General features: G+C 65.1%; 12 protein-coding genes. 7 read left to right on the top strand and 5 right to left on the bottom strand.

Going from position 1 to position 15,944, the window contains the following annotated elements:
- Nucleotides 1-15: 15 nt before the first annotated feature.
- A complete protein-coding gene (locus O0881_RS12580) occupies nt 16-2,250 on the bottom strand; it encodes a TonB-dependent siderophore receptor (protein WP_289911551.1) in 2,235 nt (744 codons plus the stop codon).
- A 324-nt stretch (nt 2,251-2,574) separates the two neighbouring features.
- Here O0881_RS12580 and O0881_RS12575 point away from each other — a divergent pair, with 324 nt between their 5' ends.
- Nucleotides 2,575-3,438: a hypothetical protein gene (locus O0881_RS12575; RefSeq protein ID WP_289911550.1), complete on the top strand. Its 864-nt coding sequence runs from the start codon at nt 2,575-2,577 to the stop codon at nt 3,436-3,438.
- Nucleotides 3,439-3,441: 3 nt separating this feature from the next.
- Here O0881_RS12575 and O0881_RS12570 read toward each other — a convergent pair whose 3' ends face one another.
- The 4 genes from O0881_RS12570 to O0881_RS12555 form a co-directional block, all read right to left on the bottom strand.
- Entirely contained in the window at nt 3,442-3,840 is a 399-nt protein-coding gene (locus O0881_RS12570; protein WP_289911548.1) for a hemerythrin family protein, read from the bottom strand.
- Nucleotides 3,841-4,138: 298 nt separating this feature from the next.
- Entirely contained in the window at nt 4,139-4,294 is a 156-nt protein-coding gene (locus tag O0881_RS12565; protein WP_180278567.1) for a hypothetical protein, read from the bottom strand.
- Nucleotides 4,295-4,445: 151 nt separating this feature from the next.
- Nucleotides 4,446-4,631: a hypothetical protein gene (locus O0881_RS12560; RefSeq protein ID WP_099402374.1), complete on the bottom strand. Its 186-nt coding sequence runs from the start codon at nt 4,629-4,631 to the stop codon at nt 4,446-4,448.
- A 137-nt stretch (nt 4,632-4,768) separates the two neighbouring features.
- The gene (locus tag O0881_RS12555) at nt 4,769-7,315 is read right to left on the bottom strand and encodes a sulfite reductase flavoprotein subunit alpha (protein ID WP_289911545.1); all 2,547 of its coding nucleotides are present in this window, start codon (nt 7,313-7,315) and stop codon (nt 4,769-4,771) included.
- A 184-nt stretch (nt 7,316-7,499) separates the two neighbouring features.
- Between O0881_RS12555 and O0881_RS12550 the strand changes: the two genes are divergently transcribed.
- The 6 genes from O0881_RS12550 (at nt 7,500) to O0881_RS12525 (ending at nt 15,881) form a co-directional block, all read left to right on the top strand.
- A complete protein-coding gene (locus tag O0881_RS12550) occupies nt 7,500-8,090 on the top strand; it encodes a sigma-70 family RNA polymerase sigma factor (RefSeq protein ID WP_289911543.1) in 591 nt (196 codons plus the stop codon).
- A complete protein-coding gene (locus O0881_RS12545) occupies nt 8,077-9,093 on the top strand; it encodes a FecR domain-containing protein (RefSeq protein ID WP_289911542.1) in 1,017 nt (338 codons plus the stop codon). Before O0881_RS12550 ends, O0881_RS12545 begins: the two co-directional genes overlap by 14 nt.
- Before the next feature lie 91 nt (nt 9,094-9,184).
- Nucleotides 9,185-11,590 carry a TonB-dependent siderophore receptor gene (locus O0881_RS12540; protein WP_289911540.1) on the top strand — a complete coding sequence of 802 codons (2,406 nt, stop codon included), beginning with the start codon at nt 9,185-9,187 and terminating at the stop codon, nt 11,588-11,590.
- Nucleotides 11,591-11,683: 93 nt separating this feature from the next.
- Nucleotides 11,684-14,032 carry a TonB-dependent siderophore receptor gene (locus tag O0881_RS12535; protein WP_289911539.1) on the top strand — a complete coding sequence of 783 codons (2,349 nt, stop codon included), beginning with the start codon at nt 11,684-11,686 and terminating at the stop codon, nt 14,030-14,032.
- 133 nt (nt 14,033-14,165) lie between these two features.
- Nucleotides 14,166-14,663, top strand: a complete 498-nt coding sequence (locus O0881_RS12530) for a transcriptional repressor (RefSeq protein ID WP_289911538.1) — start codon at nt 14,166-14,168, stop codon at nt 14,661-14,663.
- Between the two features lie 117 nt (nt 14,664-14,780).
- Entirely contained in the window at nt 14,781-15,881 is a 1,101-nt protein-coding gene (locus O0881_RS12525; protein WP_289911536.1) for a branched-chain amino acid aminotransferase, read from the top strand.
- The last annotated feature ends 63 nt before the right edge of the window (nt 15,882-15,944 follow it).

Below are 15,944 nucleotides of genomic sequence, written 5' to 3'. Positions count from 1 at the left end.
TGCACTGCGTCCCGCTTAAAATGCCGTGCGCACGGCCAGGCTGATGTTGCGCGGTTCGCCCCAGAACACGCCGTCGAAGAAGCCCACGTTGCGGTAGTACTTTTTGTCGAGCAAGTTATTCACGTTCAGCTGCACGCTGGCATGGCGGTTGATGGCATAGCTGGCCATGGCGTTGACCAGCGCATAACCGGCTTGCGGGATGTTCGTCATCTCGCTTGACGGCGGACGGCCGTACCACGATTCGCTGTAGGTGGCGCTTTGCGCCGTCATGCTGGCGCCCGCTTTCAGCCCTGCCAGGCGGCCGTCGAAACGGTAGCTGGTGGCCAGGCGCAGCAAATGGCGCGGCTGCGTGGTGGCGGCGCGGCGGCCATCGGCCTCGGCCGCGTGCAGATAGGTATAGCCGCCGCTCGCTTCCCAGGCGGGCGTTAACTGGCCGGAAACGTCGAATTCGACGCCCTTGGCCGTCACGCCGGCGCCGTTGGCCACCATGGCCTGGCCGCCGTCGGGCAGCAAAAAGCCGGGCGGCACGGAACGGTCGAGTTCCGCCAGGTTCTTTTTCTTCGTGTGGAACAGGGCGGCCGACGCATTCAGCTTGCCTTCATAGAATTCCCCCTTGACGCCCAGCTCGGCATTGTCGCCCGTTTCCGGCGCCAGGAACTGGTTGTTGCGGTCCTTGCTCGTTTGCGGGTTGAACAGCTGCGTGAAGCTGGCGTAGGCCGAATATTGCTTGTTGATATCGAACACGGCGCCCACGTACGGCGTGACTTCATTGCGCGTTTCCACAAAGTCGCTGCTGCCCGTGTACACGCCTTGCGTGTTGTAGCTGCGCGTGTCCGTGCGATAGGTGCTGCTGCGCGCGCCGATGATCACGTGCAGCGGGTCGGCCAGGCTCAAACGCGTGGCCACATAGCCGCCCGCCAGGCGCGTCACGCTTTCCGTGTGCGAGCCATCCGGGGTGAACACGGGGCGGGGGATGTTGCCCGTCCAGCTGCGGTAATCGGGGACCAAAGGTTCATAGTCGATTTTCGCCTTGCCGCCGGGGGAGCGATCCTGGCCGTTATTGCCATTCCAGCCGATGATGGCCGTGTGCTTGCGTCCCAGCAAGGTAAATGGTCCGCTGGCGTAGACGTCGAAATTGTCGCTGTTCCTTTCTCCCGCACCCCGGGCGCCCGTCCACAGTTCCATGCCTTTACCCGTGGCGGGATCGGGATAACCTTTGCCCGCATACAGAACGGTGGTGCGGTTCGTGCTTTCCGTGCGCGCATAGCCGAGGTGCAGATTCCAGTTGCCCGGCAGGCGCTGGTCCACCGAGGTGAACACCGTGTGCTGCTTTTCGGCCCAGGTGCTCCATGGCGCCGTCCAGCTGGTGTTGCGCGGCAAATTCGCCAGGCTGCCGTCCGCGTTCCAGTAGGGCACGGCGCCCCAGGTGGCGCCCGTGGGCTGGTTGTCCTGGAAGTCGACGCCCGCCGTCAGCAGGGTGCCGGGACGCAGGTCCGCCTCGACGATGAGCATGCCGACCGTCTTGCGTTCGTGATACATGTCCAGGTAGGAGTCGCGTTTTTGCCACGCCAGGGCCGTGCGCGCGCGCACGCTGCCCTGCGCGTTCAGCGGCGTGGACAGGTCGGCCTCGACGCGCTGATCATCCCAGCGGCCCATGATGAGGCCGGCGCTGGCCTGGAATTCCTTCGTCGGCCGCTTGCGTATCATGTTGATGGTGGCCGACGGGTCGCCCTTGCCGCCCATCAGACCGGTGGCGCCGCGCACGACCTCGATGCGGTCGTACAAAATCGTGTCTTGCAGCGGCGCATTGCCGCCGCGCGCCATGCCGTCGATCTGGATATTGTTGATGCCGAAGCCGCGCGCATAAAAGGTCGTGCGCTCCGTGTCATTCTGGCCAACCTGGATGCCCGTCGTCTGCGCCAGCGCCTGGTCCAGGCGCACGGCGCCCAGGTCGTCGAGCAACTGGCGCGTGATGACGCTGACCGATTGCGGCGTTTCGCGCAGGGACAGGTCCATGCGCGTGGCGCTGCGCGCTTCGCCTGTCGTGTACGACTGCGTGCCTTCCGTGCCGGCCATCGACTGGCCCAGCACGGTGACGGCCGGCATGGTGACGTCGGCCGCGGCGGCGTCGGCGGCCTGGGCCGGCAAGACTGTGCCGGCGGCTAGGCTCAGCAGGGCGACGTGTAACAGGCGGGGGAGGGGGCGCAAGGCGGGCTGGCGCGAAGGAGGGAAGACTGTCGTTGATTGCATCATTTTCCTGGCATATTGTAGTTGTGTGTTTTCCTATCTCGTCTGGCGAGGTGCGCAGTAGCTGGGGGATGGCGTGACGCTGGCCCGTGGTCTGGCTTGGATAGCAGTTCCACCGCAAGGCCCGGCGCGTGCGGGCAGTGGAAAAGAAGGGCGCGCGATTCCCTTCACTTATGTGAATAAGAATCATTATCAATATAAGTGGTATTTGTTAAATAATCAAGCGTGCGCACCAAAAGAGTGCGGCCAGGCCAAGGGCGGCGCATGGGCTGGCCTTCTGCGATAATGCAGGCGCTGATAAAATATTTTCCTTATTGAAAGAAATGCATGCGTACATGGATCGCTTGTGCCGGATGGTTGTGTGTCGTGTCGCTGGGCCAGGCCCAGGAGCACGCGCCGCCGGCTATCCCCGCGCCGCTGCAGAGCGCCAGCGTGCCGCCCGCCGCCGTCGCGCCACCGCCGCTCGTGCCGCCACCCCCTGCGCCAGCCACGCCCGTGGCGCCAGCGGCGCCGGCGGGCGCGGAGGAAACCTTGCCATCGCAAACGGTGACGGTCACCGCCAGCAGCGACGCCAAGGCGCCGCGCGTGCGCTTCACGGCTTACCGCGACAGTTATCTGACGGCCCGGAAAGTGTGGCAAGTGTCGAGCGGCAGCGTGGTCATGGCCCTGCGCCTGATTCCGGCCAAGCTGAGCGCCACCATCGACGACGTGCGCGTGGCCTTGCAAGGCAATGGCGCGCCCATGCCGATCAAGGTGTCCGACGGCGGCGTGTTCGTCGTGCCGCTCAACGAAGACATCGCCGCGCAGGACGGTACTTTCCTGGTGAATAAGAACAGGGGCGAGTTGACGGCGAATATCGTGCTTCAGCCGTCCGTGGCGCGCGATGCCTGGAACGTCAAGCGCGTGGGGCAGGTCTTGCAGGACGCCCGGCGCGCCGTGCGGGCCATCACGCCGTGGTACAAGCGGCCGTTCGCCAGCGATGTGCAATCGCTGGCGTTTTGCGCTGCCGAGCGGGGCAGCGCGCTGCAACTGGTCGAAGGCGAGCAGCTGATCGCCACCCTGCCCATGAACGAGGCCGCCGTCAACGACATCAACCAGCCCGTGTTTTGCAAGATTTTCGATGGCGAAGACAAATACCCGGGCCACTACCGCGTCGTCTTGCCCGAGCAAGCCACGGTGCTGCTGCTGTAGAAGCTAGCTAGGCTGGCGCTGCACCAGCTCCAGCGCCGCCGCCAGGGCCAGGTCCATCGTGGCCTGGTGAAAGATCAGCCATTGCGGCAACAGCGACAGTGCATGGCGCCCCTGTTCCAGGTCGCCTTCATCGACGGCGGCCCAGGCATGGTGCAGGCCGCTGAGCACGCGCGCATGCTGTTCGCGGTGGTTGGCCAGCGAGGGAAAGGCGATCTGCTCCATCAAATCCTCTTCCTCGCGAAAATCGCGTTCGACGGCCGCGATCAGCTCGCGAAACGCCATGCTGAAATGCTGGTCGCCCAACTGCTGCAGCCGCGCCAGTTCCCGAAACAGCGCTTCATGCGCCTCGTCGATGACGGGAACGCCCAGCGCCATCTCATCCTTCCAATCCGATTTACCCATGCTGATGCTCCAGGTTAAGTCCGTCACGGTGCGAAGCGGACTGTTCCAGTTTGGGCGCAGCAAAGGTGGAAATCCATGATCTGGATCAAAAGTGTGATGAAGAGGGGGAGCAAATCAAGGCAAAAATAAATGGGAGGAGAGAACAAATCCCCATCCGCAAAACAAAGCGGTTTTAACGATGCAATCCACTACCGAGCGCCGCTGAAAAACGCCGCTGGCAAGGCGCCGCGCCGAAGGCAGTACGAATGTACGACGAGGCACGGCAACGCAGTCAGCGGTGTTTTCTCAGCCGCGCGTCTTATTGCTTAGGCCAGTGGGCCCACATGCCTTGCGCATCGACATTCGGCACCTGCAATTGCTGCCCGGCGGACGTCTGCATTGCGTCGCGCAGCACGAGGGGTACGAGCAGCAAGGCCGACAGGGCAAGGCAAGCCAGCACTTTGAGCGTCAACATGGTCGTCTCCCGGTGTCCCGGCGGCGGCGCGGGGATGCGGCGCCTGCCGGTCACTTCCTTATGTACTACCATGCTTGCAGTTTAGTTCATCTGATTGAAACTTCAATTTATTGCTGTGATGCACCGCACCAGTTCGCCCGTTGCCAGGAGCTTATTTCGCCTTGCGGCTGCGCCGCGGCTTGCCTGTTGGCGGCAGGAAGGAATCGAACCACACTTGGGTTAATTGCCGCGTATTTTTCGCCGCTTCGCGCTTGACGGCGGCCGTCGCATGGCCGCGCGCCGTGTTGGCGATGCGGTTGGCGGCGCTCAGGTACATGCTCATCCAAGGGTTTTTCATGGGAAGCCTCGCAGACAGTGGGTGGGGCGGCGCGGGTTTATCGCCCGGCCGCCATGCCCTCACTGTAATCCGATGGCTGGCGCCGACCGTGCGCCGGCCCACATAGCCGGGCGGCACCGGCGATGGCTTGAGCCAGGTCAATACACGTCGCGGCGGTAGCGTCCGGCCGCCAGCAGGGCGTCGAGTCCCTCCTGGCCCAGCAATTCTTGCAGCACAGCATCGATTCCTGCCGCCATGCCTTGCAGGCTGCCGCACACGTAGACGATGGCCCCTTGCGCCAGCCAGTCGCGCAGCGTCCCGGCGTTGGCGCGCAGGCGGTCTTGCACGTATTCACGCTTGCCGGCATCGGCGCCATCGCGCGAAAAGACGCGGTCCAGGCGCGCCAGGTGGCCAGCGTCCAGCCAGCCTTGCAACTCTGTGCCGCAGACGCTGTCAAAAGCTTGCTGGCGCTCGCCGAACAGCAGCCAGTTGCGGGCCAGTCCCGCCCGCTGGCGCGCGCGCAAGTGCGAGCGCAGGCCGGCCAGGCCGGAACCGTTGCCGATATAAATGCAGGGCACGTCGACCAGGGCGGGGGCGAAGGCCGGATTGGCTTGCAGGCGCAGGCGGATGGCGGCGTTCAGCGGGGCGAAGCGCGTCAGCCAGCCGGAGCTGAGGCCATGGCCTTGATTTTCCTCGCCCGCATGGCGTTCCTGGCGCACCAGCAACTGCAGTTCGCCATCGGACGGCAGCGAGGCGATCGAGTAGCTGCGCGGCGTGTGATGGGCATTGCTGGCATCGCCATCGCTGCCGTCCGCATTGCAGGGAATGATTTCCGCCAGCGCGCCCGCTTCCCAGCTGGCGCCGGCCGGGCCCGTCAAGGTGATTTCATGCAGTTCGCCGCCCTGGCTGCCCGGGTTGAGCAGCACGCGGCGCGCCAGGCGCCACTCGGCATACGACGCTTCTTCCTGCACGCCGATGGCGTCGATGGCGCTGCCGCTGCAGCGGGCCAGCGCTGTGGACCAGTCGGCCAGGGCGGCGGGGTCGTGCTTGTCCACTTCGATCAGGGGAAACAGGGGCGTGGCGCCCAGCGTTTGCAATTGTTGCGCCAGCGCATGGCCAAAGCCGCAGAAGGCGCTGTAATGGCGGTCGCCCAGGGCCAGCATGCCGAATTCCAGGCCCGCCAGCGGCGTGCCGGAGGTTTGCTGCAGCAGGCGCGCGAAGCGGCGCGTGCCGTCCGGCGCCTCGCCTTCGCCAAACGTGCTGGCGACGATCAGGGCCCGTTCGTACTGGCGCAATTGCGCGGGATCGAACTGGTCCAGCGACTGGACGTCGACGGCCACGCCCGCCTGCTGCAGGGCGCGCGCGCTTTCCAGGGCCAGGCGCTCGGCCTGGCCCGACTGGCTGGCGTAGGCCACCAGGGTGGGCAAGCCCGTGTTCGCCTGGCCCGGCGCGCCGGCGCCCAGCATGGCGCGCTGCGCCTGCACGGCGCGTTTCGCCTTGCGGCGGCCCAGGTACAGCATCCAGCCCGTGATGGCGAACAGGGGCAGGCCCAGGCTGGCCAGGGTGACGATGATGCGGCCCGGCAAGCCAAAATACGTGCCCATGTGCAGCGGATAAATGATGTTGACGAGGCGCGCACCCAGCGCTTGCTGGCTGTACGGTTCGTTTTCCGTCACCACGCCGTCGGCCGCTGCAATGCTCATGCGGCTGCGCGCCCGCTCGTGCTGCGCGTCGCTGGCCAGCCACGTGAATTGCACGGCTTCGCCGGCGCGTGTCGGCAGGCGTACGCTGGCCAGGGTCCAGCCGGTCGCGTGCTGCTGGAAGCTGCTCCAGGCCGGACCGAGGTCGACGGCCGGCGCTTCTTTCTTTTCCCTGGGCTGGCCTTGCTTGCCCGGCGCTTGCGCCACGCGGGGCGGCTTGCCGGCCCAGGCGTCGATATTGTCGCGCACCACGTCATAGCTCCAGTAAATGCCCGTCAGGGTTAGCGCCACGTAGACCACCAGGCACCACGTGCCGGCCACGGCGTGCAGGTTCCACAGGAAGGAGCGGCCTTTTAATGCAGGGTCGAAGGTCAGCCAGGTGCGCCAGTCCAGCGGACGGTGTGGCCAGCGCAGATACAGGCCGGACAGGGCGAGTCCCAGCAGGCACAGGGCCAGCGCGCCCGCCACTTGCCGGCCCGGATCGCGGGGCAGCAGCAGCCAGCGGTGCAGCGATTCCGTCCACTCGAAAAAGCCCGCGCCCGTCAGTGCCGGCTGGGTGGCGCCCGTGTACGGGTGGACATAAATGGACTCGCCGCGCCGCTGGCCATTCTTTGGCGCGAAGAAGACGCGTGGCGCCGCGCCCGCCTCGGCGTACATGGTGATGGAGGCGACGCGCTGGCCGTGTTCGGCAGCGGCAATGTTGCTCAACTGGCCAGGCGTCAGCGGCGCGCGCGTTTCCACGGCGACATGGCGCACGCCGGGATTCATGACATCGAGCAATTCATCCTTGAACGCCAGGGTAGCGCCGCTCAGGCCGATGATCACCAGCACCGTGCCGGCCGTGATGCCGATGAACCAGTGCAATTGAAACCACACCTGCTTCCAGCTCCAGTGCCAGCGCCGTTGCGGCGGGTTGGCGGCAGGCTGGTGTTGCTGTTGGCGGGTCTCCGGCGCCTCGTCGGCGCTGGCGCGCAACTGGGGTTGTGGAAGGGAGGAGGTCGTCATGGCGGCTTTCAATGGCGCCGCTATGCTGGGGAGTCAGGCATGGCGGGGAAGAAGGAAGGCTGACATTTTAACGCAAACGAGAATCATTCGCAAATGATGGAGCACTGGCACTGTTGCGCAAAATGCCCGCGCCAGGCTGGGATGATGCTTTTGATAATTTACATCGTCGTGAAATTGTGTGAAAATGAAAATCATTCTCATTCGTGATGCAGTGCTGACCCGCTTGACCGGCAAGTATGGCAGCCCCTTTGTTTGCGTGCCCGTGTCCACCATTTCTCCCTCCCTCGATACCTTTAGCGACCTGTACGCCAGCCACCATGGCTGGCTGTATAACTGGCTGTGGCGCAAGCTCGGTTGCCGCGACGGTGCGGCCGACTTGGCGCAGGACACCTTCGTGCGCATGCTGGCGACGCAATCGGCGGACAGCCTGCGCGAACCGCGCGCCTACCTGAGCACGGTGGCCAATGGCTTGCTGGTCAATCACTGGCGCCGCCTGACCCTGGAACGCACGTTCCTGGCGGCCCTGGCTAGCCATCCCGAAATGACGGCGCCGTCGCCGGAAGAGCGGGCCCTCGTGGTCGAAGCCCTGTGCCGCATCGACGCCATGCTCGATACCCTGTCGCCGCGCGCGCGTCAGGCCTTCCTGCTGGCGCAACTCGACGGCCTGACGTATGCGCAGATCGCCGGCCAGCTGGATGTATCCGAACGCATGGTGAAAAAATACATGGCGCAAGCCATGCTGCAATGCATGCTGTGCATGGATGATGCCGCCTAAGCCAGGCACCGCCATGCCGCCGGCCGACTACGCCATCCTGCAGGAAGCGGCCGAATGGTTCGCCGTGCTGCGCGGGGACGATGCCGGCCCTGCCGACCAGCAAGCCTGGGAGCGCTGGCATGCCAGCTCGCCTGCCCACCGCGCCGCCTGGCGCAGGGTGGGAGCTGTCAGCGCCGAATTTCGCCAGGTGCCGGCGGAACCGGCGCGCCAGGCGCTCGACGCCGCAGGCCCGCGCCAGAGCGACGCCGCGCGCCGCAGCCTGGTCAAGGGCTTGCTGGCGCTGTGCCTGACTGCCGGCACGGGCGGCGCCGCGCTGCTGCGGCGCGATACGCGCAGCTGGGTTGCCAGCCTGCATGCGGGCGAAAAAACGCCGGTCGGCACCATCCGCCAGCTGGCGCTGGCCGACGGTTCGCAACTGTGGCTGAACACGGCAACTGCCCTCGACATCGATTACAGCGACACGCTGCGCCGCATCGCCCTGCATGGCGGCGAAATCTATCTCGCCTCCGCGCGCGACAGCCGCCAGCCGGCGCGCCCGCTCGTGGTCGACACCGTGCACGGCCGCCTGCGCGCGCTGGGCACGCGTTTCAGCGTGCAGCCGCAGGGCGATGCCACCTTGCTGGCCGTCTACGAGGGCAGCGTCGAGGTGGCGCCCCGCGATGGCGGCGTGCCGCGCATCGTGCCGGCCGGCCAGCAGGTGCGCTTCGGCGACGGTTTCATCGGCGAGCCATACGCCGCCGACCCGAACGGGGCCGCGTGGATCGAGTACCGCCTGCAGCCGGAACAGATGCGGCTCGATGATTTCCTCGCGCAACTGTCGCGCTACCGGCGCGGCCACCTGGGCTGCGCGCCCGAAGTGGCCCACCTGCGCCTGGTGGGCAGCTACCCGCTGGCCGATACGGACCGCATCCTGGCGGCGCTGGAAGCGACCTTGCCTGTGAAAATACATCGCCTGCATGACTGGTGGGTGACGGTGGAAGCCCAGCTGCCGCAGTCAAAATAGTAAATGAGAATATTTCTCAAAAAGTAGTTCCCTTTTTGAAAAGTTGTTTGGCAAGGTAGAAGTAAGCTGCTCAACATCAATAAGGAATGCCGTGCCGCCGTACCCTGTCTCCCTGCCGTTTGCCCGCCGTCTGCTGCCGCTGTCCCTGGCCGCGGCGTTGCTGGCCGTGCCTGTCATGCATGCGATGGCAGCAGCGGCGGAAGAGACCGTGCACAGCTTCCGCATCGCCGCCGCGCCCCTGGGCCAGGCCCTGCGCCAGTTCGCGGGCCAGGCGGGCATCTTGCTGTCGGCCGAAGGCGGCTTGACGCAGGGCAAACGCAGCGCCGGCTTGAACGCCACCGTGGCCACGGGCCAGGGCTTGCAGCAATTGCTGGCAGGAACGGGCCTCGTGGCCGTGCAGTTGCCGGACGGAAGTTACATCGTGCGCCTGGCCCCGACGCCCCTGCGCGCCGACCTGGACGGGGAGGGCGCCGGCTTGCAAGTGCTGGCGCCCGTCACCGTGCAGGGCAGCGGCGACGATGGCTACCGCCGTACCAGTTCTTCCGCCGCCAGCCGCAACGACACGGCCCTGCATGACACGCCGCAGGCCGTCAGCGTGGTGAGCCGCGAATTGATACGCGACCAGGACATGCGCACCCTGGCCGACGCCATGCGCTACATGCCGGGCGTGGGCACGGCCGCAGGCGAGGGCAACCGCGATACGGCCGTGCTGCGCGGCAACAGCTCGACCTCGGATTTCTATCTGGACGGCATGCGCGACGACGTGCAGTACTACCGCGATTTCTACAATATCGAAGCGGTCGAGGCCATCAAGGGGCCGAACGCCCTGGTCTTCGGCCATGGCGGCGGCGGTGGCGTGATCAACCGGGCCACCAAGCAGCCGCAGTGGGTCAATGGCGGCGAAGCAACGCTGAGCCTGGGCGCCTGGCGCAACGGGCGCGCCGCCATCGATCTGCAACAGGTCGTGAAAGGCGACGTGGCCGTGCGCGTCAACGCCATGGCGGAAAACAGCGGCTCGTTTCGCCAGGGCGTCAAGGTGCGCCGCAGCGCCGTCAACCCCGTCGTGGCCTGGCGCCTGTCGCCGCGCACCACCGTGCAAGCCAGCTATGAACACTTCCGCGACGACCGCGTGACGGACCGGGGCGTGCCTTCGTACCGGGGCCGGCCGTTCGACACGGACCCGTCCACGTTTTTCGGCATCGCCGGCAGCAGCCCGTCGTGGGCCTACATCGACGCGCTGGGCGTGACCATCGAGCATGCGTTCGCCGGCGGTGCGGTCTTGCGCAACCGCACGCGCCTGGCCGATTACGACAAGCTGTACCAGAATGCCTTTCCCGGCCCCGTCAGCGCGGACGGCGCCAGCGTGACGGTGCTGGCGTACAACAGCGCCACCTTGCGGCGCAACCTGTTCAACCAGACTGACGTGGAGTGGACGGTAAGCAGCGGCGCCGTGCGGCACCGCCTGACGGCGGGCGGGGAACTGGGCCGCCAGACGACGGACAATCTGCGCAACACCGGCTATTTCACGACCCTGGGCGAGGGCGTCACGCACATCAGCCTGCCCACTTCGCACCCCGTGACGGACTTGCCCGTGACCTTCCGCCCCAGCGCCACGGATGCCGACAACCATGGCGTGGCCGACACGGCCGCCCTGTACCTGCAGGACCAGGTCCGTTTCAGCCCGCAATGGCAGGCGATTGCCGGCCTGCGCTACGAGCGCTTCGCCGTCGATTTCGTCAACCGCCGCAATGGCGCGCGCATCGCCCGCACGGATGCGCCGTGGTCGCCGCGCGCGGCCCTGATCTATCAGCCCGTGCCCGCGCTGTCGCTGTATGCCAGCGTCAGCCAATCGTTCTTGCCGCGCGCGGGCGAACAGCTGGCGTCATTGACGCCCAGCAATGCCGTGTTTGAACCTGAACGTTTTCGCAATGTGGAAGCGGGCGTGAAATGGGAAGCCACGCCGGACCTGTCGGCCAGCGCGGCCCTGTACCGTTTGACGCGCAGCAAGGTCGCCGTCACCGACCCGAATGACGCCACGCGGGCCATGCTGGTCGATGGCCAGCGCAGCGAGGGGCTGGAACTGGAAGTGAAAGGCAAGGTCCAACCCGGGTGGAGCATCGCGGGCGGCTATGCCTGGCAGCGGGCCGTGCTGACGGCCACGCAATCGGCCACGGCATTCGAGGGGGCCACGGTGGCCCATGTGCCTCGGCACAGCCTGTCGCTGTGGAACCGCTACGATTTTTCGCCGGCCTGGGGTGCGGCGCTGGGCATCATTGCCCGCAGCGCCGTGTATGCGTCCGTGTCGAATACGGTGGCGCTGCCGGGATTTGCCCGCGTCGATGGCGCCGTCTACTTCAAGCCGCAAGGGGCATTCCAACTGCAGCTGAATGTGGAAAACCTGTTCAACAGAAAATATTTTGCCTCCGCCCACAGCAACGACAACATCGCGCCCGGCTCGCCCCGGGCGTTGCGCATGACGGCGCTGTGGCGGTTCTAGTTTTGTCGTACCCAAGCAATCAACGAGCCAGCCAGGCGCCACGGCGCAGTAGCCAGCCATAATTTAATCCATCCGATAGAGTGAAAGATAGCGATGACATTGAAAGACCAAGCGGGCGCCGCCAAGCCGGCAGCCCTCATCCGCAGCCGCAAGCACCACACCACTTCCGCGCCACGCATGCATGGCACGGCCCTGGCCGCGTTTGCCACCCTGGCCATGCCGCTGGCGCTGCACGCGCAAACGGTGGACAAGCCGCAGCAGTTGCAGGAAGTCAAGGTCGTGGGCACGGCTGACCGCCTGATCCAGGCGCCCGTCAAATCGGCCAACGACAAGCTGACGGCGCCGCTGCTGGACACGCCGAAATCCGTCACCGTGATTCCTGCCGAAATCATTTCGCAAACGGGCGCCGTCTCGCTGACGGATGCGCTGCGCACCGTGCCGGGCATCACCATCGGCGCCGGCGAAGGCGGCAACCCTGTGGGCGACAACCTGTTTATCCGCGGCTACAACGCGCAAACGGATACGTATATCGACGGCATCCGCGACACGGGTTCCCAATCGCGTGAAATCTTTGCGCTGGAACAAATCGAAGTCGTCAAGGGCCCGAACTCGGCCTACGGTGGACGTTCGTCCGCGGGCGGCGGCGTCAACCTGATCAGCAAGACGCCGAAAGTCGACAATTTCACCAACGCCACCGTGGGCCTGGGCAGCGCCAAGTACCGCCGCGCCACGGCCGACGTGAACCGCGTCATCAGCGACGACGTGGCCGTGCGCCTGAACGTGATGGCGCATGACGCCCATGTGGCCGGCCGCGACTACATCAATGGCGACCGCTGGGGCATCGCGCCATCGATCACCTTCGGCCTGAAATCGGCCACGCAGGCGACCCTCAGCTACTACCACATGCAGTCGAGCGAATTGCCGGACACCGGCTTGCCGTTCAACAACCCGTTCTCGTCGGGCGCGAATGTATCGAAAAACGGCAACGGCACCCCCGTCAACGTGCCGCGCGACACCTTCTATGGCCTGGTCAACCGCGATTTCCGCGACACGCAAAGCGATATCGGCACCATCGACGTGCGCCACGACTTCGGCAACAAGTTGATTTTGCGCAACGTAACCCGTTACGGCAAGACCAGCAACGACTACGTGTGGACCCAGCCCGACGATTCCAAGGGCAACACCATGTTGTACGGCACCGTCTGGCGCCGCGCCAACACGCGCACGACCGATACGGACGCGCTGGCCAATGCGACCAGCCTGGGCGGCGAATTCCTGGCCGGCGGCGTGAAGCACACCTACACGGTGGGCCTGGAAATCGGCCGCGAGGAAACGGATCGCAGCTCCTATATGTTCAGCCCGGGGGCGAACAACCCGCTGGAAAAAGTCGGTTCCAACTGCCCGACCTATGGCGCGGCCACCCTGTACAACTGCGCACCGTTGCTCAACCCGAACGCCAACGACCCGTGGGTCTACACGCGCACGGTGTCGCCGGCACGCACGAATATCGTCACCAACACGCGTTCCGTGTACGGCTTCGACACCATCGAGTTCACGCCGCAATGGCTGCTCAACGTGGGTATCCGCTGGGATGACTACAAGAGTTCGCTGAACACGCCGCAATACACGCTCGACGGCAAGACCACCGCCGCCACCAGCGCCAAGGTGCACGCCACCTTCGCCAGCTACCAGGCGGGTCTGGTGTACAAGCCATCGACCAACAGCAGCGTGTATGTTTCCTACGGCACCTCGTCCACGCCACCGGGCAATGACGGCGGCGACGGCATCGACGGCTTGACGGTCGCCATCCAGAACCTGAAGCCGCAGGAAAGCAAGAGCTTCGAGCTGGGCACGAAATGGGAAGTGCTGCCGGGTGGCCGCCTGTCCGTGAGCGGCGCCTATTTCCAGAGCGACATGAGCAATGCGCGTGTGACGGCACCGGACGGCACCACGCAAAACGTGGGCGACAAGCAAGTCAAGGGTATCGAGCTGGGCGTGAGCGGCAATATCACCAAGGAATGGTCGGTGTTCGGCGGCTACACGCACCTGAACGCCATCGTGGAAAACAATGGCTACGTCAATACGGGCACGACGGCGGTACCCGTATATGCACCGTCGCCATACAACGGCAACCAGTTCCCGACGACGCCGAAAAACAGCGCCTCGCTGTGGACGTCCTACCTGGTCACGCCCGCCATCACGGTGGGCGGCGGCGTGAACTACGTCGACAAGGTCTATGCGAACGTGGCCAACAACAAGTTTGCCCCGGCCTACACGCGCTTCGACGCCATGGCCAGCTATGTGGTCAACCGCAACGTGACCCTGCAGCTGAACATCCAGAACCTGACGAACAAGCTGTACTTCGACAAGGTTTCCTCGCCGCATTACGCTGGCGTGGCACCGGGCCGCTCGGCAACCCTGACGGCCAACATGAAGTTCTGATGTTTGCCGGTTTGAGGTAGCGCAAGGCGCCGTTCCAGTAGTCGGGAACGGCGCTTTTTTTCATTTCCCGGTTCCCTTTTGCGCTTCTCGCTTGGCAATGTCAGTAGAGCAGAACGCACAAGCGGAGAATCCCATGCAAGACATTCAATACCAGGGCGATGGCCGCGTGTTCGAGCGCTTGCGCGCCGTGCGCCTGCGCCCGACCAGCGCGCGCATCTGCATCTTGCAAGTGCTGGCCGGCACGCAGCGGCAAGCGATGAATGCGGAAGGCATTTATCAGCAACTGCTGCACATCGGCATTGCCGTCAGCCTGGGCACGATTTACCGCGTGCTCAAGGAAATGGAACTGGCCGGCTTGCTGCTGCGCGAGCGCGAGGCTAGCGCCAGCGGCAACAAGGCGCGCTACTTGATCAAGCCCGACCAGGTGGAAACTGACAGCTGCTACCTCGTGTGCCGCGTGTGCGAACGCAGCGTGCTGGTGCAGGATGCGCCGCTGGTGGAGCAGCTGCGCCAGGCGGCGCTGGCGCACGGCATGGACATCGGCGCCAACGTGATTTCCGTACAGATGCGCTGCAGCCAGTGCGCCGGGGAAGCGCAAGCAGGGCGGGGCAAGCCCCTGCGGGCCGCCTGACGGCGCCGCCTTTTGATGCGGCGCAACATTGCTGTAAGGCCATCCGCCGCCTCGCCGCGCGCATTAGGCGCTACAATAGGGAATCTCTTTATTCTCCCTGACTCGTCTTCTGCTGCCATGACCACTTCCACACCGAATCTCGTCGTCACCCCATCCGCCCACCCCCTGTCCGACGCCGAACGCGCCGCGCGCATGGTCAATCCCGCCTTCGGCCGCATCTTCACCGACCACATGGTGGTGATTCCTTACCGCGACGGCAAATGGCAGCAGGGCGAACTGAAGGCTTACGGCCCGCTGATGCTGGACCCGTCCGCGTCGTCGCTGCACTACGGCCAGGCCATCTTCGAAGGCTATAAGGCGTTCGCGCAGCCCGATGGCAGCATCAAGACTTTCCGTCCGGAACAAAACGCGGAACGCTTCAACCGCAGCGCCGCGCGCCTGGCCATGCCGGCCATCCCTGTCGAGCTGTTCCTGGAAGCGGGCGACGCGCTGATTGCGCAAGACCGCAACTGGGTGCCGAAGAACACGGGCGAGAGCCTGTACATGCGTCCGCTGATGATCGCCACCGATCCTTACCTGGGCGTGCGTCCTTCGGAAGAATACCTGTTCGTGCTGTTCGCCTCGCCGGCCGGCGCCTATTTCCCGAAAGGCGTGAAACCCGTCACCGTGTGGATCAGCGAAGACTTCGTGCGCGCCGCGCCGGGCGGCACGGGTGAAGCCAAGTGCGCGGGCAACTACGCGGCCAGCCTGATGGCCCAGTCGCAAGCGCAAGAGAAGGGCTGCGACCAGGTCGTCTGGCTGGACGCCGTGCACCGCGAATTCATCGAAGAAATGGGCGGCATGAACTTGTTCTTTGTCTACCAGGATGGCGAGAAAGTCACCGTCGTGACGCCGGAATTGACGGGCACCTTGCTGCCAGGCATCACCCGCCGCAGCCTGCTGGAAATGGCGAAAGACCTTGGCTATGCGACGGAAGAGCGTAAATTGTCTGTCCAGCAATGGCGCGACGACATCGCCTCGGGCCGCATGACCGAAGTGTTCGCCTGCGGCACGGCCGCCGTCATCACCCCGGTGGGCGTGGCCAAGGCCAATGGCTTTGAAATGACCATCAACAACAATGAAAACGGCGCCGTCACGCTGGCCCTGCGCGAAGCGCTGCTGGGCTTGCAGCATGGCACGGCGGCTGATACGCATGGCTGGATGCACAAGGTTTGTTAATCAGTTTGTTTGATTGATACCGCGCCGGCACTCAGTTGCCGGCGTTTTATATTCTGAAAGGGA

The organism is Janthinobacterium sp. SUN100 (assembly GCF_030397705.1).
Taxonomy (GTDB): domain Bacteria; phylum Pseudomonadota; class Gammaproteobacteria; order Burkholderiales; family Burkholderiaceae_D; genus Janthinobacterium; species Janthinobacterium kumbetense.
Note: the sequence above shows the minus strand (reverse complement) of the source record. Positions and strands in the feature narration are given on the sequence as shown.

Bases quoted from the DNA above. Each gene is read 5' to 3' on its own strand.
- O0881_RS12580 (WP_289911551.1), bottom strand. From the start codon at position 2,250: ATGCAATCAACGACAGTCTTCCCTCCTTCGCGCCAGCCCGCCTTGCGC.
- O0881_RS12575 (WP_289911550.1), top strand. From the start codon at position 2,575: ATGCGTACATGGATCGCTTGTGCCGGATGGTTGTGTGTCGTGTCGCTG.
- O0881_RS12570 (WP_289911548.1), bottom strand. From the start codon at position 3,840: ATGGGTAAATCGGATTGGAAGGATGAGATGGCGCTGGGCGTTCCCGTC.
- O0881_RS12565 (WP_180278567.1), bottom strand. From the start codon at position 4,294: ATGTTGACGCTCAAAGTGCTGGCTTGCCTTGCCCTGTCGGCCTTGCTG.
- O0881_RS12560 (WP_099402374.1), bottom strand. From the start codon at position 4,631: ATGAAAAACCCTTGGATGAGCATGTACCTGAGCGCCGCCAACCGCATC.
- O0881_RS12555 (WP_289911545.1), bottom strand. From the start codon at position 7,315: ATGACGACCTCCTCCCTTCCACAACCCCAGTTGCGCGCCAGCGCCGAC.
- O0881_RS12550 (WP_289911543.1), top strand. From the start codon at position 7,500: ATGAAAATCATTCTCATTCGTGATGCAGTGCTGACCCGCTTGACCGGC.
- O0881_RS12545 (WP_289911542.1), top strand. From the start codon at position 8,077: ATGATGCCGCCTAAGCCAGGCACCGCCATGCCGCCGGCCGACTACGCC.
- O0881_RS12535 (WP_289911539.1), top strand. From the start codon at position 11,684: ATGACATTGAAAGACCAAGCGGGCGCCGCCAAGCCGGCAGCCCTCATC.
- O0881_RS12530 (WP_289911538.1), top strand. From the start codon at position 14,166: ATGCAAGACATTCAATACCAGGGCGATGGCCGCGTGTTCGAGCGCTTG.
- O0881_RS12525 (WP_289911536.1), top strand. From the start codon at position 14,781: ATGACCACTTCCACACCGAATCTCGTCGTCACCCCATCCGCCCACCCC.